General features: G+C 45.0%; 16 protein-coding genes and 1 riboswitch. Of the genes, 14 read left to right on the top strand and 2 right to left on the bottom strand.

Going from position 1 to position 17651, the window contains the following annotated elements:
* Positions 1–125 precede the first annotated feature (125 nt).
* From AC3WJJ_RS08130 to AC3WJJ_RS08105, 6 genes are all read left to right on the top strand, one after another.
* On the top strand, positions 126–632 hold the full coding sequence (locus AC3WJJ_RS08130; protein WP_492539482.1) for a type 1 glutamine amidotransferase domain-containing protein: 507 nt from the start codon (positions 126–128) through the stop codon (positions 630–632).
* 78 nt (positions 633–710) lie between these two features.
* On the top strand, positions 711–1148 hold the full coding sequence (locus AC3WJJ_RS08125) for a hypothetical protein (RefSeq protein ID WP_492539480.1): 438 nt from the start codon (positions 711–713) through the stop codon (positions 1146–1148).
* A gap of 731 nt (positions 1149–1879) precedes the next feature.
* A complete protein-coding gene (gene hisS / locus AC3WJJ_RS08120) occupies positions 1880–3124 on the top strand; it encodes a histidine--tRNA ligase (RefSeq protein ID WP_492539640.1) in 1245 nt (414 codons plus the stop codon).
* A 45-nt stretch (positions 3125–3169) separates the two neighbouring features.
* A complete protein-coding gene (gene aspS, locus AC3WJJ_RS08115; protein WP_422660205.1) occupies positions 3170–4951 on the top strand; it encodes an aspartate--tRNA ligase in 1782 nt (593 codons plus the stop codon).
* Between the two features lie 69 nt (positions 4952–5020).
* Positions 5021–5776 (top strand): tRNA threonylcarbamoyladenosine dehydratase, encoded by a 756-nt coding sequence (locus AC3WJJ_RS08110; protein ID WP_422660206.1) that lies wholly within the window; start codon positions 5021–5023, stop codon positions 5774–5776.
* Positions 5777–6059: 283 nt separating this feature from the next.
* Positions 6060–8240 (top strand): HelD family protein, encoded by a 2181-nt coding sequence (locus AC3WJJ_RS08105; RefSeq protein WP_492539477.1) that lies wholly within the window; start codon positions 6060–6062, stop codon positions 8238–8240.
* Between the two features lie 72 nt (positions 8241–8312).
* Here the strand turns inward: AC3WJJ_RS08105 and AC3WJJ_RS08100 are convergent, their stop codons facing one another.
* Complete coding sequence (locus tag AC3WJJ_RS08100) at positions 8313–8456, bottom strand: hypothetical protein (protein WP_492539475.1); 144 nt, start codon at positions 8454–8456, stop codon at positions 8313–8315.
* 219 nt (positions 8457–8675) lie between these two features.
* Here AC3WJJ_RS08100 and AC3WJJ_RS08095 point away from each other — a divergent pair, with 219 nt between their 5' ends.
* The 6 genes from AC3WJJ_RS08095 (at position 8676) to nrdG (ending at position 14481) form a co-directional block, all read left to right on the top strand.
* Complete coding sequence (locus AC3WJJ_RS08095) at positions 8676–9983, top strand: replication-associated recombination protein A (protein ID WP_492539473.1); 1308 nt, start codon at positions 8676–8678, stop codon at positions 9981–9983.
* A 37-nt stretch (positions 9984–10020) separates the two neighbouring features.
* Positions 10021–10422: a fluoride efflux transporter CrcB gene (crcB, locus tag AC3WJJ_RS08090; protein WP_492539471.1), complete on the top strand. Its 402-nt coding sequence runs from the start codon at positions 10021–10023 to the stop codon at positions 10420–10422.
* On the top strand, positions 10419–10772 hold the full coding sequence (gene crcB / locus AC3WJJ_RS08085; protein WP_492539469.1) for a fluoride efflux transporter CrcB: 354 nt from the start codon (positions 10419–10421) through the stop codon (positions 10770–10772). The genes crcB (AC3WJJ_RS08090) and crcB (AC3WJJ_RS08085) overlap by 4 nt, the downstream gene beginning before the upstream one ends.
* Positions 10773–10823: 51 nt before the next feature.
* On the top strand, positions 10824–11369 hold the full coding sequence (locus AC3WJJ_RS08080) for a PCYCGC motif-containing (lipo)protein (protein WP_492539467.1): 546 nt from the start codon (positions 10824–10826) through the stop codon (positions 11367–11369).
* Positions 11370–11428: 59 nt separating this feature from the next.
* Positions 11429–11602, top strand: a riboswitch (cobalamin riboswitch).
* A 159-nt stretch (positions 11603–11761) separates the two neighbouring features.
* Entirely contained in the window at positions 11762–13984 is a 2223-nt protein-coding gene (locus AC3WJJ_RS08075) for an anaerobic ribonucleoside triphosphate reductase (RefSeq protein WP_492539465.1), read from the top strand.
* Positions 13981–14481, top strand: a complete 501-nt coding sequence (gene nrdG / locus AC3WJJ_RS08070) for an anaerobic ribonucleoside-triphosphate reductase activating protein (RefSeq protein WP_492539463.1) — start codon at positions 13981–13983, stop codon at positions 14479–14481. The genes AC3WJJ_RS08075 and nrdG overlap by 4 nt, the downstream gene beginning before the upstream one ends.
* A gap of 93 nt (positions 14482–14574) precedes the next feature.
* On the opposite strand, the gene mnmA is transcribed toward nrdG, so the two are convergent.
* Positions 14575–15684 (bottom strand): tRNA 2-thiouridine(34) synthase MnmA, encoded by a 1110-nt coding sequence (mnmA, locus tag AC3WJJ_RS08065; protein ID WP_492539461.1) that lies wholly within the window; start codon positions 15682–15684, stop codon positions 14575–14577.
* Between the two features lie 292 nt (positions 15685–15976).
* Here mnmA and cymR point away from each other — a divergent pair, with 292 nt between their 5' ends.
* Positions 15977–16396, top strand: coding sequence for a cysteine metabolism transcriptional regulator CymR (gene cymR, locus AC3WJJ_RS08060; RefSeq protein ID WP_492539459.1), 420 nt, complete (start codon positions 15977–15979; stop codon positions 16394–16396).
* A 10-nt stretch (positions 16397–16406) separates the two neighbouring features.
* Positions 16407–17552, top strand: coding sequence for a cysteine desulfurase family protein (locus tag AC3WJJ_RS08055; protein WP_492539457.1), 1146 nt, complete (start codon positions 16407–16409; stop codon positions 17550–17552).
* Positions 17553–17651: the final 99 nt, after the last annotated feature.

Genomic DNA, 17651 nt, shown 5'->3' with positions numbered 1-17651 from the left:
CTATACGGCAGCTTTTTTTATTGCTATTAGGTTGAATCAGATTTATTTATATGAATTTCTGTTATAAAAAAATCACAACAGGGTAATAAGATGGCAAGGACGATAGCGAAAGGAGACTTAACATCATGAGTAGAGTAGCTTTTTTACTAGCTGATCAATTTGAAGATTCCGAAATGCAGGTTCCTTATGAAGAAGTGAAGAAAGCCGGACATCAGGCAGATATCATCGGACTGAAACAAGGCCAAGAGGTAAAAGGTAAACAAGGTAAAGTAACTTACACAACGGATAAAGCCATTGCTGATGTAAGTATTCAAGATTATGATGCGGTGGTCATTCCAGGTGGATCCTCTCCGGAGAATTTACGACTGGATTCCCATATTTTGAAGTTTGTACGTGAGGCTGATAAGGCAAGCAAGCCGATTGCTTCGATCTGTCACGGTCCGCAAATTTTGGCGAGTGCCGATCTGTTGAAGGGGCGCACGATTACATCATATCCACCACTTCAAGATGATATGGTCAATGCGGGCGCAACATTTAAAGATGAGGAAGTCATCGTTGACCGTAACTTTATCACTTCACGTACACCGAAGGATGAGCCTGCGTTCGTACGTGAATTGCTGAAAGTACTGTGACGAATCACTGACCAGGCTTGTTCTTGTTCATGCAATACCCGATTTTCAACATGGTTTTGAAAAAAAGGAGGAATGGACATGTCTAAACAAATTCAAGCATACTTTAGGACAGAAAGTGAAGCGGAAGGAGCTAGAACAACGCTTCAGACGTATAATATCGATCAATTGGAAGTTGGACAACTTCAAGATGCAATTGGCAGGTCTGCGAATATTATTGTGCCGCTTGTACCCTGGAACGTTTCAGGAGTAGGTGGTACGGCTCCTGGCTCGGGTCCAGTGGGTGGTGCACCTGTATCTCCAGGCGCCATTGTCGGGACAAATGTGCTACCGGGTACAGAGCGCTCTGAGGATCTTCCTGCTCCAGAGCACGATGATTGGGTGGATAATGCAGAATTAACGGATTCGGATTATGACGATCTGAAGTATGTTTTGTCAGCTAAAGTAAATGATGCTGATTATGACGAAGTGGTTCAGGTGCTTCGGAAAAATCAGGCGTTTATTGAGCGATTTGAATAATTGCTTATAACATAGACACTTAAAAGCCTCTGGTTGACTCTATTTAGGGTCTTGCCAGGGGCTTTTGCTTTCGTTATAGATACCGCTTTCAGACTTGTAATACAACTGTAATATTAGTATCATGTTCTCTTAATATTGGCTGTTTATAATAACAGCATGACCCCCTTTTTTATATAATGTTTTGGACCTACAACATCGGTTTGTAGGTCTTTCTTTTTTTTATAGAAAGAAATTGTTGAAGTTTCTTGACTTTAGTACGGCGGTTCATTACAATCTAAAAATATAATGTTTTGGGTAAAATATAAATATCGATACTGATTTGATGACGGGACTAAGTACTCCATCCCCACAAGATCCAGAGAGGAACCCCTTTGGCTGTAAGGATTCCCTTGATGAGTGGACGAATGACCTCCCCGAGAACAGACGGCGAAACATACCCGTATTACGGGTAGATAAATGTAGTAGCCGATTCTGCGCTTACCGAGCGTTATCCGGTTTGAAGCGGCCTAATCCTTAGAATTTATGATCATTGTTGATCAAATATGGATGAATCCGGAATGTGGGTGGCACCACGGGAGATTTCTGTTGATAACAATCTCTCGTCCCTGTTGTTGTTGAATGTACAACACAGGGACGAGAGATTTTTTAGTATTTCTAGATAGAAATATATAAGTCAGTTTTTAGTTGAAGCTCATTGGTAGGAATAATGGAGGGAAGAACGAATGGCGAATATCAAGTTTGAGAAACCGACAGGCACACAGGATTTTTTGCCGGGTACAGTCGAGAAGTGGCAGTTTGTTGAAGAAAAGGCACGTGATTTATGTCGTCGCTACAACTACCGTGAAATCCGCACACCGATGTTCGAGCAGACTTCATTGTTTGAGCGCGGTGTGGGTGAAACGACGGATATCGTTGAAAAGGAAATGTACACCTTTACGGACAAGGGCGACCGCAGCATGACGCTACGCCCTGAAGGAACAGCAGGAGTCGTTCGCGCCTATGTTCAAAATAAACTGTATGGTGAGCCTGATGTTACCAAGCTGTATTACATCGCTCCGATGTTCCGATACGAGCGCCCGCAGGCAGGTCGATATCGTCAATTTCACCAGTTTGGGGTGGAAGTGTTCGGAGCTGCTGATCCAGCAATTGATGCGGAAGTAATCGCACTTGGATATTCCTTTACGAAAGAACTGGGTCTTCAGGGCGTAAAGGTAGAAATCAATTCGGTGGGTACTCCTGAAGTAAGAGCAGCTTACCGAGACCGACTCTTATCTTTCCTGACACCGATGAGAGAGAATCTGTGCTCAGATTGTCAGTCCCGTATGGAGCGTAATCCACTTCGAGTACTGGATTGCAAGAAGGATCAGGACAAGTTCGATGGAGCACCATCGATTCTCGATAGTCTGGATGAAGAGTGCAGCACTCATTTTGAAAAGGTGAAGGGATACCTTGACGCCATGGGAGTGGACTATGAAATCAACCCGCGTCTTGTTCGTGGACTTGACTATTACACCCACACCGCTTTTGAATTTAAAGCTCAAGGGATTGGAGCGATTGACACCGTAGGTGGTGGCGGCCGCTTTAACGGCTTGGTTGGACAATTCGGTGGACCAGATCAACCGGGCATTGGTTTTGGTATTGGACTCGAGCGGATCATGTTGATTCTGGAACACCAGAATATTGAGCTGAACGCTATCAAACCACTCGATGTGTATCTTGTGGCTCTCGGTGAAGCCGCGGAAGAAGAAGTCACGAAGCTGACGTACAGCTTACGTAATGCTGGTCTCTCAGCAGAGCGTGACTATCTCGGACGTAAGATGAAAGCCCAGATGAAATCTGCTGACCGTCTTCAAGCTCGTTATACAGCAATTCTTGGCGATGATGAGCTTGCTCGTGGAGAAATTGCGCTAAAATCGATGGAAACTGGAGAGCAGCGCACGGTTAAGTTGGAAGAATTGCATAAGGAAATTGGTTAGCCTGCCGTATCGGCTTAATTATAAATAAAGGGGTATGATGGAATCATGAAAAGGACGCATCATTGCGGTCAATTAACGACCGCCAACATTGGAGAAACCGTAACGTTAAACGGCTGGGTACAGACTCGTCGTGACTTGGGAGGCGTACTCTTCATCGATCTTCGTGACCGTAGTGGAATTATGCAAGTCGTATTCAACCCGGATTTTTCTGGCGACGCATTGAATACAGCTGATAAAGTACGTACGGAGTATGTAATTGCTGTATCTGGTAAAGTGGTCAAGCGTGCGGCTGAAACGGTAAACCCTAACCTTCCTACAGGCGAAATTGAAGTTCAAGTGACTGAAATCGAAGTATTGAATGCGGCTAAAACACCTCCATTCTTCATTGAAGATGGGGTAGAAGTGGACGAGCAGCTTCGTTTGAAGTACCGTTACCTCGACTTGCGCCGTCCAGAAATGCAGAAGACACTAATGCTTCGTTCTAAAGCATCTAAAGTGTTCCGTGACTTCCTTGATGGAGAAGGTTTTGTGGATGTTGAAACACCAATTCTGACGAAGAGCTCTCCAGAAGGTGCGCGTGATTATCTGGTACCAAGCCGGGTTCATGCAGGTGAATTCTTCGCACTGCCACAATCCCCACAGCTGTATAAACAGCTATTGATGGTAAGCGGTATTGAACGTTATTACCAAATTGCTCGTTGTTTCCGTGACGAAGACCTTCGTGCTGACCGTCAGCCGGAATTCACACAGGTCGACATTGAGACATCATTCATGGATCGCGATGATCTTCTGGACATGATGGAGAAGCTGATGGTTCGACTGTTCAAAGAAACCATTGGTGTTGAATTGGCAACACCATTCCAGCGTATTAGCTATGCTGACGCTATGGGTAAATACGGTTCCGATAAGCCAGACCTTCGTTTTGGTCTTGAATTGATCGAAATGAATGATATCGTTGCTACAAGTGGTGTAAAAGTATTTGCTTCCGTTATCGAAAAAGGTGGCGAAGTGAAGTGTCTTAACGCTAAAGGCTGCGGTACTTGGACACGTAAAGAGATTGACGATCTTGGACCATATGCTGCTCGTTATGGAGCGAAAGGTCTTGCTTGGATTCAAGTAAAAGAAGGAGAATTCAAAGGACCTATCGTGAAATTCTTTACGGAGCAGGAGATTGAAGCGATTAAAGAGCGTACAGGAGCAGAAGAGGGAGACTTGCTGTTATTCTCTGCAGATAACAAAAAAGTTGTTGCTGATGTGCTTGGTGCACTCCGTCTTAAAATCGGTCGTCAGCTCGGTCTGATTGATGATAATGAATTCAAATTCGCTTGGGTACTAGACTTCCCACTCTTAAGTTATGATGAAGAGCAGAAGCGCTATGTGGCAGAGCACCATCCGTTCACTCGTCCAAATGACGAAGATCTGGAATTGCTCGATACAGATCCACTTGCGGTTCGTGCACAAGCTTATGATATCGTATTGAATGGTTATGAAGTGGGCGGCGGCTCCATGCGTATTTATAAGCGTGACATTCAAGAAAAAATGTTCGCAGCACTCGGCCTATCCCCTGAGACAGCTAACGAGAAATTCGGTTACTTGTTGGACGCATTTGAATACGGTACACCACCACATGGTGGTATTGCATTCGGACTTGACCGTCTCATTATGCTTCTTGCAGGACGCACTAACTTACGTGAGACGATTGCATTCCCGAAAACGGCAAGTGCTACAGACCTTCTGATGGATTCTCCTTCTATGGTAGACGGAGGACAGCTTGAGCAGCTTCATATCAAGGTAGCGAAAAAGCCAGTTGAAGAAAAGAAGTCATAAATATCAGATCAATACTTGGGGGGAACGGCTGTAATTCAGCCGTTTCTTGCCTGTTAGGAGGTATTTAAAATGCTGCATCAATTTTCTCGTACGGAACTAGCGATCGGGCCTGAGGGGCTCGAGGTTATGAAGAATAGCACGGTAGCCGTACTAGGCATAGGCGGAGTTGGATCGATGGCGGTTGAGGCTCTTGCTCGTACTGGGGTTGGCCGTATTATCCTAATCGACAAAGATGTTGTAGATATTACGAACATTAATCGCCAGATTCATGCATTGACAACAACAGTGGGTCAGAAAAAGGCAGATTTGATGGTTGAGCGTGTGAAGCTGATCAATCCGGAGTGTGAGGCAATCGCCCTTAACATGTTCTATACGGATGAGACGTATGAAGAATTGTTCAAATACGATCTGGATTACGTACTTGATGCTTCAGACACCATCATCTATAAGGTGCATCTCATTAAGGAATGTCTGAAACGTGGCATTCCGATGATCTCAAGCATGGGTGCTGCGAATAAGATGGACCCTACCAAGTTCCAGGTAGCAGATATATCGAAGACCTCGATGGATCCTATTGCACGAGTTGTTCGTACGAAACTTCGTAAGGAAGGCATCAAGAAAGGGGTTAAGGTTGTATTCTCAACAGAAGAACCGATGAAACCCCGTCAGGATGTTACCGACAAGATCGTTCCTGAGAATGCACCTGAAATTCGAAAGGCTAAGCAACCGCCAGCAAGTAATGCGTTTGTGCCGCCGGTAGCAGGCCTGATTATGGTTAGTGTTACAGTGAAAGAATTACTCGAAAGAGCGGGGCTTTCATCTTAGCAGATGGTCTATAATTTAAAAGATTTAAGAAACTAGAGCAGAAGATGTACAGTGTCATTGCTCTGAGTTCTGAGGTTTACATGTGAAGACGCAGCGTTCGTGGTAGACGGACCTGCGTCTTTCTGTCCCCCAAGGGGGATACACTAGAAACAGATGACGCTGGTTCAGGAATGATCCCGCTGAGGAGTGTCAGTAGTATATTGCGGCAAGGTGTGTTACAATTGGTATCCTTTTTGTGTCAATCCACAAAATAGAAAAAATAATTCTTAGGAGGTAACTGAATTTGACGGACTCTTTTCAAAGTGCCTATCAAGAAGAGAAACAGAGATTAGAAGAAGCGATTACAGAGATTAATAAGCAGCTTAAGCGACTGCAGGATATCCCAGTTTATACCGGGCATGACTTTACAGAGCAAGTACTCGAAGCAGGTCGAGAGGAAAGACGACAAGCATTGAGAAAGGGCCAGCCAGAGCCTTATTTCGGACGACTGGATTTTCAAGAGAGTGGAAAATCAGAGGCAACACCTCTGTATATCGGGAAAGTAGGTTTTGATCGGGAAGAAGCAGGTGAACTTCCTATGGTAATTGATTGGAGGGCACCTGTTGCCAGCCTGTTTTACTCTTTTACGGGAGGAAATGATGCTGCCTCTTACGACTCTCCAGATGGAATAATTGAAGGATTAGTGTATTTAAAACGAAATGTGGTCATCCGTAAGCAGATCCTAGAGCGCGTATCCGACACATATAACCGTGAAGGTGGAGGCCTTGCTGTATCGGATGAGTTTCTGGTATACCGACTTGGGGAGAACAAGGATAATAGGCTTCGGGATATCGTATCAACGATTCAAGCAGAGCAGGATAAGATAATCCGTGCGGCCAAGAATACAGCCTTGATCATCCAGGGGGTTGCGGGAAGCGGAAAGACAACTGTCGCATTGCATCGACTCGCTTATCTATTGTATCAATACAAAGAGCAGGTATCTGCGGAAAAAATGATCATTTTCGCGCCGAACCATATGTTCCTGGATTACATATCGGATGTGCTTCCTGAGCTTGGTGTTGGGGATATTCAGCAGCGCACATTTGGAGATTGGGCATCTGAACTGCTGGAAATTACTATGACGAACAGTGATACGTCTGAAACCTTGTCTTACTGGTTCGAGACACCCACTGGCAAGGGAACTCCGGATATCAATGATGATGTACGTGGACGTTACAAGGGATCATTAAGATTGATGACATTGATTCAGCGCTGTGTTCAATCGATTGAATCAAATGCTTTACCCGAAGGAGATTTCTCCCCATGGGATGGCGCTGTTCTCAAGCGTGAAACGATTGAAGAATGGTTCAACGAAGAATATAAACCATATCCGCTAGCCAAACGGAAAGAGCGTGTGCTCGCCAGACTGCATCGGTGGGTGGAGATGGAACTTAAGAAAACACCTTCACATCTGCTTAAAGAGCGAAAGAAAAAAGCTTCTCAGCGTGAGAAATCTTATGCAGGAAAATGGCCGAAATTTGAGCCATTGGTGTTATATAAGCAGCTGTTTGGTGCTTCGAAAACAACTGGACTATGGCCTCAGGAGCTTGAATCCGAGATTCCTACAGAAGTGTTGAAGCTGACACGTAAAGACCTGAAGAATAACATTGTCAGGGAAGAGGATCTTACACCCCTGCTGTATTTTCACTGCTTAATGAATGAAATTACAGGTGAGCAGCGGTTTGACCATATCGTTATTGATGAGGCGCAGGATTTCTCTCCATTCCAGGTGGCGCTCCTTGATAAGTTCGTAAGAGGACATTCTTTTACGATTTTAGGAGACTTATCTCAAGGGATTCATGCATACCGAGGGGTTCATGCTTGGGAAGAGATGAGCTCACTGTTTGATGAAGAGCACAGAGCATATTTCGCACTGACACGAAGTTACCGTTCAACAATGGAAATTATCGAGTTTGCAAATGGAATACTTGAAAGAGGAGTTGGCAGTGACCTCCTCGCTGTACCTGTATTTCGTAGTGGAGACGCAGTCCGTCTAATCCCTTATACAGGAGTGGATAGTCGGGTGCAGGATCTTAGGCTGTCATTGCGTCATCTGATTTCGAAGGGTAATTATCGGACGGTTTCAATCTTGACTCGTACGCTTCGTGAAGCGGAGGAGCTGCATCGTATATTGTCTGAGGAGTGGCCAGACCTTCATCTGATTGATGGAAGCAAGCAGACATATCAGGGCGGCCTGTCTGTGCTACCCGTATATCTCTCCAAAGGACTTGAGTTTGATGCTGTAATTGTAGCGGATGCAGACCGTGAGCACTATGCAGAAAAGGCTTGGGATGCCAAGATTATGTATGTTGGATGTACGCGTGCACTTCATGAACTGTGGTTACTGCATGGAGAACAGCTTCCATCTTATATTGTCCCTGAACAGCCAGAAATTGCAGCACAGGGATGGCCAGAAGGCGTTTAAGTTGAAAAAATCAATTGAGTGAGCAGCTAACAAAAGAACTTGATTTAGCTGCTTTACGAGGGGGCCGGTGGTTTAGACAACCACCGGTTCTTTGTATTGAGTTAGACCCAATTGTTGATAAGACTGGCCTAAATTATCTATAAATCGGTAAAGTGTAACGGCAATGAGTATGATTAGTGCAATGAGGACGATGATCCTCAGTGATCGTCTTTTCATTTCTCTATTCCCTCTTTTGTCATATATTTGGGTACATTATAGGCTAGATTGTGTGCAGGTAAGTTTGTCCCTAAACGAGTGATCATCCAGAAAAGTTTGGGATTTATTAGAATTTAGGCTTTGCTTACAGTGGCGATGTGATTACCAGATTGTGATATGATAAGTAACAGAATCAAGATCATAGTTTTCAATGATGATTATAGGCAAGGATGTGTAATGATGGATTTATTCTCTCTCGGTCGTGAAGAGGATCGCGATTCCCGGCTGCTGGCTGATCGGATGCGTCCCTCAAACCTCGATGAATATATTGGACAAGAACATATAGTAGGACCAGGTAAACTGCTTCGGCGCGCAATAGAAGCGGATCAGGTATCATCCATTTTACTTTATGGTCCGCCGGGCTGTGGTAAGACAACGCTAGCTCACATCATTTCGAAGCATACGCAAGGCGAGTTTGTTCGACTTAATGCGGTAGAGGCAACAGTGAAAGAGGTACGTGAGGTCATTGAACAAGCTCAGAGCAACAAGTCCTTGTACGGTACCAAAACCATTCTGTTTCTAGATGAGGTACATCGGTTCAACAGTTCCCGACAAGATGCGTTGCTACCTGCAGTTGAGAAAGGGACTATCATTTTTATCGGTGCCACAACCGAGAATCCGTTTCATTATGTGAACGGGGCTCTCATGAGCCGCTCGACTTTGTTCCAGCTGGAGCCGCTAACAAGAGAACACTCCCTTATTGCTATGAGGCGTGCGCTTCAGGACAAGGCTAGAGGACTTGGGTTTATGCAGCTGCAGGTTGACGAGAATGCACTTGAGCACATTGCTTCGATGGCGAACGGTGATATTCGAAGGGCATTAAATGCACTCGAATTGGCAGCAATGACAACACCTCCAACTAAGGAAGGAACGGTCCATATTACGCTCGAAGTGGCCGAGGAATCCATTCGGCGTCCAACGGTTCGAGCCGATGAGTCAACGCAGTACGACGTATTATCTGCTTTCCATAAAAGTATACGTGGTTCTAGTGATGCAGCACTTTTCTGGTTTTTGTATGCAGTAGAGAAGCTGGGCATGGACCCGATGGTGTTCATTCGACGGTTGATTGCCGCCAGTAGTGAGGATATCGGTCTAGCCAATCCACAGGCGATGGTACAAGCTGTCAGTGCATTAGATGCTTACCGTCATAACGGCTGGCCTGAAGCGAAGTTGAACATTGCGCAGGCGATTCTTTTTGCAGTAGAGAGCCCGAAATCAAATGCGGTATATACGGCTATTTCGCGCGCCACTTCTGCAATTGAAGATCTTAAATCAGCAGAGGTACCTCTTCACTTGCGGGATACCCATTATCAAGGAGCCGCGAAGCTCGGACATGCAGGATACAAGTACCCTCATGATTTCCCTGGGCATTATGTGAAGCAGGATTATTTGCCTAAAGAGCTGGCACGTCGTGTATTTTACCAAGCGACCGAGCAGGGCAACGAGGCTAAGATTTCGCACAATCAGCGTTTGCGTAAGGATGATTAACAGGGGATTCATGTAATCGTATTGGAAGGGATTTCGTATGAACAAAAACTTGCTTTTCGTAGGTGCGGGAGGATTTGCCGGGACATTATGTCGTTATGGTCTGGGTGAAATAGTTCCACTGCCAGCCAGCGGATTCCCGGCTGCTATCCTACTTATTAATCTGATGGGGTGTTTGTTTCTGGGTTGGTTCTTAACCTATGGCTTACGTTCCACCCGGATTTCTGCTGAGATTCGGTTGCTAATAGGCACGGGCTTTACAGGAGCTTTCACAACATTTTCTACATTTACGGTGGATACTGTAAGGTTGTCTAGTCAGGGCCATATGCTCGTAGCTGCGCTCTATGTGATGCTTAGTGTCATCGGCGGACTACTCATGTCTCTGATCGGTGTTTGGTTGGGACGAACGATGGGATCAGCACGAGAAGGTGAGACGACATGATCTTATGGATTGGGTTAGGCGGTGTCCTTGGGGCAATTGCTCGTTATAGCGTTGGCATCTGGATTGGAAAAAGAGCAGGAGGTTCTTTTCCATGGGCCACCATGCTTGTAAACGTGGTAGGTTCTTTCATTCTTGGGATACTCGCCGGCTCTGCTGAGCGGATTCCTGAAGTGATGTATAGCATTTTAGGAATAGGGTTCTGCGGTGCCTTTACTACCTTTTCAACATTTGGTTATGAGGCAATCTCCTTGGCAGGAAACAAACGTTACACAGAAACCTTATTATATGTTTTTATATCGTTAATCCTTGGACTTGCAGGAGCATGGGCGGGACTAGCGATAACAACATAAAGCATGAGAGTACTCTACTAAATTATTTGTTTTATATTTCATTTGGGGAGGATGAAGAGTTTGCGTAAACAAAAATTTGTGATTCTGATGCTATCTGCTGGTCTACTTCTGAGTGGATGTGGTGCTGGTAAAACTGAAGGTAAAGGCGAGGCAAATTCCAAAACAGGGACAGAAGCTACTCATGAGCATGCGGGACAGACGACTCTTGCCAACGGGGATATTCAGGAGATGACAGCATCTGCTAAAGATCTGCCAACTTTTTTGAATGGAAAAAGTGACGAACTCCGGACAATTTATGCGCTCGCTGCTCAGGTGAAAGATGTACTCCCATGGATTCCATGTTATTGCGGATGTGGAGAAAGCGCTGGGCATGATAGCAACTTGAATTGCTTTATTGATGAGGTTAAAGAAGATGGCAGCATTGTGTGGGATGATCATGGTACACGTTGCGGCGTTTGTCTTGAGATCGCTGTTGAATCTGCCAAAATGAAGAGTGAAGGAAAAAGCCTAACTGAAATCCGTAATGCTATTGATGAGAAGTACAAGACGGGCTATGCAAAGCCTACGCCAACGCCTATGCCGACAGAAGTTAACTAGGCACTGTGATTATTGTTACAGTTAATCACCTATATATTGTTATATCTTTTGATATGACAACTACATATAGTGATTAATGGTGATCGGATACGTTCCGATCTTAAAAGGGAATCCGGTGAGAATCCGGAGCGGTCCCGCCACTGTAACAGGTACTCGCGAAAGAATAGTACGAGCCTGAACATCTCTTTCCAAATGTACTGAAGCCAGATACCTGCCATTATGACAACACTGTATTGCCTACGGTTGATAGGAGGGTGTTTCAGGTAGGAATAGGTATCTTGGTCTGTCTTGATTTATATACCGGATTCTTGGATGAAGCATGTCTACCGTAAACCTAAGCGGCAGCATGCTTCTTTTTATTTGTGCTTTAGTAGTAGGAGGAGAGAATAACCATGAAAGTTATTAAAAGAGATGGAACACAGGTTGATTTTGATGTTAAACGAATTATGAGAGCGGTAGACAAAGCATTTGAGGCCGTAGAAGGAATAACTAAAGAGGATGCCTCATCTCGGATTGCTAAGATGGTTGAAGACGAGACAAGCAGCGTGAATCAAATATCGGTTGAAGCCATACAGGATCTCGTTATTCAGTATTTAAAGAAGATCGGACACGAGAATACGGCTAAAGCGTATAAGGAATACCGTGAGGCACGCGATCTGGAACGTATGAAGCGTGGAGAGCTGTACAAGATCAGCAATGATGTTATCGGTGTAAAGGACATGGATTTGCTCCGGGAAAATGCGAATCTGAACGGGGAATCTTTCAGCGGGAAAATGAGCCGGATCGGTTCGGAATATGCTAAGTGGATGGCAAGTTCGTTCATGTTACCACCCGATCTAAAAGAAGCGTTAAAAAACGGATATGTGTACGTCCATGACCTGGATCAATATGCTTTAGGAACAACGAACTGTATCTTTATTCCGTTTGATCGATTGCTCGCGAATGGATTTAATACCGGAAATGGTTCAGTGCGTTCACCACAGAGTATTATGACCGCTATGGCTCTTGTTGCAATCATATTCCAATCCCAGCAGAACAGCCAATTTGGCGGAGTATCGGGCAATAAGATCGATTGGGATTTAGCACCGTATGTAGGGAAGTCCTTCCGTAAGCATTTTCGGAAAGGGCTGAACTATCTAGGTGAAGGAGAGTTGAATTCAGGGTCGGATCTCTTGGATGAAGAACTCATAATGGATAATATTTTACTGCAAAAACAATTCCCGCGTACTTATTCATTCGCCTACGAGGAGACGGTGAACGAAACGAAGCAAGCGGCGGAATCTCTCATTCATAATCTGAATACGATGAGCAGCCGGGCCGGTGGCCAGATTCCTTTCACTTCATTAAATTATGGAATGTGCACTTCTACGGAAGGACGGCTGGTGTCGCATGCGCTGCTTGAAGCGACGATGAAGGGACTTGGTCGAGGGGAAACTCCGATTTTTCCACAACATATTTTCCAGTGCAAGCAAGGAATTAACCAGTCAGAAGGGGACCCCAATTACGATCTGTTCTTAAAAGCAATAGAATGCTCCAGTCGTCGTTTATACCCGAACTTTGTCAATGTGGATGCGACTTTCAATCTGCCCTATTACCGTCCGGAGGACCCGGATACCATCATTGCAACGATGGGTTGCCGGACACGTACCATCTCTGATCGGTTTGGTAGGAATCGTCTTAGTGGAAAAGGGAATCTATCCTTCAATACGATTAACTTGGTACGTCTAGGAATTGATCATGGCATAGCTTTGGGTAAACGTGAGGAAGCGGATTTGGATGGATTTTTTCAAAGCCTGGAGCACTATATGAGAATCGCTGTTGAAGGATTAATTCATCGCTATAAGATTCAAGCCAAGCAGCCGGCAAAGGCCTCTGATTTTATGATGCGTGAAGGTGTGTGGGAAGGTGGAGAGAAATTAGCTCCTGAAGACAAGGTAGCTGATCTCTTGAAGCACGGTTCGCTCGCACTTGGCTTTATTGGACTTGCGGAAAGTTTGAAAGCTTTGACAGGATATCATCACGGCGAGGATGAGAAGGTAAGAGAGCTCGGGCTTGATGTGATCAAGTGTATGCGTGTCTATTGTGATGAAATGAGTGAGAAATACAATCTGAACATCACGCTGTTCGCCACACCAGCAGAGGGCTTATCCGGAAAATTTACAAAGATGGACCGAAGCACTTATGGCCAGATTCCTGGTGTAACCGACCGGGAGTATTATACAAATTCATTCCATATCCCGGTATATTATCCTGTAGCGGCTTTTCAGAAGATCGAGTGGGAAGCACCATTTCACAAGCTATGTAATGCAGGTGCTATATCCTATGTGGAACTGGATGGAAATGCCCGGCAAAATACAGCGGCTTTCAAAAGCATTGTACAGTTCGCACTTAAGCAAGACATCGGTTACTTCTCGGTCAATCACCCACTGGACCGTTGTCCTGTCTGTGATTATGAGGGGATTATCGGATCCACATGTCCGGAATGTGGTGTGGGTGAGGACAAGGTGCTGTTCCACCGTCTACGCAGGGTAACGGGATACTTAACGGGTAACTATACGGAACGTTTCAATTCAGCTAAACAGGCTGAAGTTGAAGATCGGGTTAAGCACCAATGAACATCTGTGGCTATATTCCGGAAAGTATAAATGAGGGCAAAGGTGTACGTGCTGTTCTGTTCATCAGCGGCTGCCGCCATGCTTGTCCTGGGTGCTTCAATCAGGAATCCTGGGATTTTGAAGCGGGTGAGCCTTTTACTGAAGAGTTGAAGTCACGGATTTTGAAGGAGATTGCCACTAATCCCCTACTTGACGGAATTACACTCTGTGGAGGTGATCCGTTCTTCTCGGCGGAAGAATGTGCTGACTTTTTGTCAGACTTCAAGAGAAAATGTCCAGATAAAGACGTATGGGCTTACACTGGCTTTACATTCGAAGCTGTAATGAAGCAACCGATGCTTAAAAACTTAGCTTTAATGTGTGATGTCATCGTTGACGGCAAGTTTTATGAACGAGAGAAAGATACTTCCCTACCTTTCCGAGGAAGTCGGAATCAGCGATTAGTCGATGTCTCGCGAAGTGTAGATAAAGGGCAAGTAGTCGAAATGAATTTATAATAGATCGATAACCCAAAAAGGCATGTCCCTCAGGTTCACATGAATCTGCCAGGGACATGCCTTTTTGGTTCTTGGGTAAACCGTAATTTTTACTTAGTACGGTACTTTCTCAGCGTATTCTATGGTCCCGCCGCCTAGACACTCTTCGCCTTGGTAGAACACAACGGCTTGTCCAGGTGTAATGGCTTTTTGAGGCTTGTCAAACGCTATGTGAACAGTACCGTCTTCTCTTGGCGTTACCGTCACTTGTTGATCCGGCTGACGATAGCGGAATTTTGCGGAGCAGGTAAAGGAATCTTTGGGCATAGCTTCCTCACCTGCAATCCAATTGATGCCGGAGGCGATCAAGCCAGTGGAATACAAGCTAGGATGATCTCCTTGGACTACATAGAGCACATTCTTTTCCAAATCTTTGTCAGCGACAAACCAAGGCTCACCAGATCCTGATCCACCGATGCCGAGTCCTTGGCGTTGTCCCAGGGTATAATACATTAAACCATCGTGACGACCTTTAACTTCGCCTGTAACAATATCAATCATCTCTCCTCCTTGAGCGGGGAGATAATGGCCGAGGAATTCTTTAAAGTTTCGTTCACCGATGAAGCATACACCAGTGCTGTCTTTTTTCTTGGCTGTATAAAGACCTGCTTCTTCAGCTAGACGGCGAACTTCTGGCTTAGGAAGATGTCCGATGGGGAACATAGCCTTAGATAACTGATCTTGATTCAGAGCGTTCAGGAAATAGGTCTGATCCTTATTGTTGTCCACGCCACGAAGAAGGTGCAGTTTCCCTTCTTCTTCGACAACGCGAGCATAGTGTCCTGTTGCAACATAATCTGCTCCAAGATCCAGCGCTTTGTTTAAGAATTCACCGAATTTAATTTCCCGGTTGCACATAACATCTGGATTTGGTGTTCTTCCGGCCTTATATTCATCAAGAAAATAGGAAAATACTTTATCAAAGTATTCCTTTTCAAAATTGACGGTATAGTAGGGAATATCGAGCTGCTCACATACACGACGGACATCTTCAGCGTCCGCTTCGGCCGTGCAGTAGCCAAGTTCATCGGTGTCGTCCCAGTTCTTCATAAAGATCCCGATCACTTCATATCCTTGCTGCTTCAGCAGCAGTGCTGTTACGGAGGAATCGACTCCTCCCGACATGCCGACAACGATACGGGTGTTTTGTTTATCTTTTGACATCGTCATCACCATTTTCGTATTGATTTATGCCCATGGACGTATTTTATCACAACCTGGCCTACTTCACACGCTCTTCGTGTGTCCACTCCAGGTGAACATTTTTCAAAAATAGGTGTGTATTATTACCCATAGGGGCTGTGGTTATGTTACCATATACAGAGGGGAATGATCGGAATAGGGAGATTATGCTACTTTTCCCTGATGCACCGGAGATTTAACCCTTATTTCCGCCTCAAACCAACAAAACAGATGAGAAATATTATATATAAAATTTCGAGAGAGGTGTCACCCTTTGAAGATATCAACTAAAGGAAGATATGGATTAACAATTATGATGGAGCTTGCCTCCCGTTTTGGTGAAGGGCCAACTTCACTGAAGAGTATTGCTGAGAAGAATCAGTTGTCTGAGCACTACCTGGAGCAATTGATTGCTCCTCTTCGAAATGCAGGTCTTGTGAAGAGTATTCGTGGCGCATATGGTGGTTACATTCTATCCCGAGAGCCAGTGAGTATTACGGCAGGCGATGTGATTCGAGTGCTGGAAGGCCCGATCTCTCCTGTTGACTTCACAGAAGAGGACGATCCTGCTAAGCGCGATTTATGGCTCCGTATCCGTGATAGTATCGCTGAGGTGCTGGATTCGACTACGCTTGACAATCTGATTAATTTCCATGAACAGTCCGTAGTGGACAATTATATGTTCTATATATAGGTGATTGATGATGAGATCAGTATATTTGGACCACGCCGCTTCAACACCGGTTCATCCGGAAGTAGCGGAAGAGATGATGCGAGTGATGACAAGTCAGTATGGCAATGCTTCAAGTGTGCATGCTTACGGAAGAGAAGCTAAGAGATTGGTTAGTGGGTCGCGGGATAAGATGGCGACCCTTTTGGGTTGTATGCCGGATGAGCTTGTGTTCACGGCTGGTGGAACAGAAAGTGATAATCTAGCTATCTTCGGAACGATGGAAGCTGTTGGGCTCCAGGGTAAGCATGTTATTACTTCTGCAATCGAGCATCATGCGGTGCTTCATACTTGTGAGGAGCTTGAGAAGCGAGGATGTGAAGTTACCTTTGTCCCCGTTGACCATGAAGGACGTGTCTCTGTTGATGAGATTGCCGATGCGATTAAAGATAATACGGTTCTAATCACGATTATGTTTGGTAATAACGAAATAGGTACCGTTCAGGATATTCGGGGAATCGGTGAACTGGCGCACAGCAGAAATATTGTCTTTCATACGGATGCGGTACAGGCATTAGGCACTGAGCACATCGTCTGCAAGGACTTCCCTGTTGATCTCTGGAGTTTCTCAGCACATAAGATCAATGGACCTCAAGGCATTGGTGCACTCGTTGTGAAACGAGGACATGTATTGTCTCCTAGATTGTTCGGAGGGTTACAAGAGAAGAAACGACGTGCTGGAACTGAAAATATAGCAGGTATCGTAGGCTTCGCCAAAGCAGTAGAGTTGGCCGTTCAAGGTCTGAATCATCGAAGAGCACATTATATGATGCTTAGAGAATCATTTATAGGAAGTCTGACTCATGAAATTGGAGACGAGGCTTTTGTCGTGAATGGACACCCCGAGTTTTACATGCCCCATATTATTAATATTAGCTTTCCGGGTGTAAGTACGGAGACCATGTTAATGAACCTCGATATGGAAGGAATTGCTGCAGCAAGCGGCTCTGCTTGTACCTCAGGATCACTCGAAATTTCCCATGTACTTCAGGCAATGAACCTTTCCGAAAAACTTTTACGGTCTGCGATTCGTTTTAGTTTTGGTTTGGGTAATACTAGACAGGAAATGGAGTATACTGCCCGAAAAATTGGAACCATCCTAAATCGCTTGCGTAAATAAAAGTTAAGGGATTTCTCTTGATATGGATTAGGGGGTATGATTTCTTCCATTTCATCCTTGTGAAGACGATAAACGGACACTAAGCAAGTAGTGCTTGTA

This window comes from Paenibacillus sp. FW507-14B1B (assembly GCF_058781425.1).
This window is presented reverse-complemented; position numbering and strand designations above follow the sequence as displayed.

Excerpts from the sequence above, each read along its gene's own strand:
- AC3WJJ_RS08075 (WP_492539465.1), top strand. The coding sequence starts at position 11,762 with ATGAAAGTTATTAAAAGAGATGGAACACAGGTTGATTTTGATGTTAAA.
- AC3WJJ_RS08055 (WP_492539457.1), top strand. The coding sequence starts at position 16,407 with ATGAGATCAGTATATTTGGACCACGCCGCTTCAACACCGGTTCATCCG.
- AC3WJJ_RS08095 (WP_492539473.1), top strand. The coding sequence starts at position 8,676 with ATGGATTTATTCTCTCTCGGTCGTGAAGAGGATCGCGATTCCCGGCTG.
- AC3WJJ_RS08130 (WP_492539482.1), top strand. The coding sequence starts at position 126 with ATGAGTAGAGTAGCTTTTTTACTAGCTGATCAATTTGAAGATTCCGAA.
- nrdG (WP_492539463.1), top strand. The coding sequence starts at position 13,981 with ATGAACATCTGTGGCTATATTCCGGAAAGTATAAATGAGGGCAAAGGT.
- aspS (WP_422660205.1), top strand. The coding sequence starts at position 3,170 with ATGAAAAGGACGCATCATTGCGGTCAATTAACGACCGCCAACATTGGA.
- mnmA (WP_492539461.1), bottom strand. The coding sequence starts at position 15,684 with ATGTCAAAAGATAAACAAAACACCCGTATCGTTGTCGGCATGTCGGGA.
- crcB (WP_492539469.1), top strand. The coding sequence starts at position 10,419 with ATGATCTTATGGATTGGGTTAGGCGGTGTCCTTGGGGCAATTGCTCGT.
- AC3WJJ_RS08110 (WP_422660206.1), top strand. The coding sequence starts at position 5,021 with ATGCTGCATCAATTTTCTCGTACGGAACTAGCGATCGGGCCTGAGGGG.
- AC3WJJ_RS08100 (WP_492539475.1), bottom strand. The coding sequence starts at position 8,456 with ATGAAAAGACGATCACTGAGGATCATCGTCCTCATTGCACTAATCATA.
- crcB (WP_492539471.1), top strand. The coding sequence starts at position 10,021 with ATGAACAAAAACTTGCTTTTCGTAGGTGCGGGAGGATTTGCCGGGACA.
- AC3WJJ_RS08125 (WP_492539480.1), top strand. The coding sequence starts at position 711 with ATGTCTAAACAAATTCAAGCATACTTTAGGACAGAAAGTGAAGCGGAA.
- AC3WJJ_RS08080 (WP_492539467.1), top strand. The coding sequence starts at position 10,824 with ATGAAGAGTTTGCGTAAACAAAAATTTGTGATTCTGATGCTATCTGCT.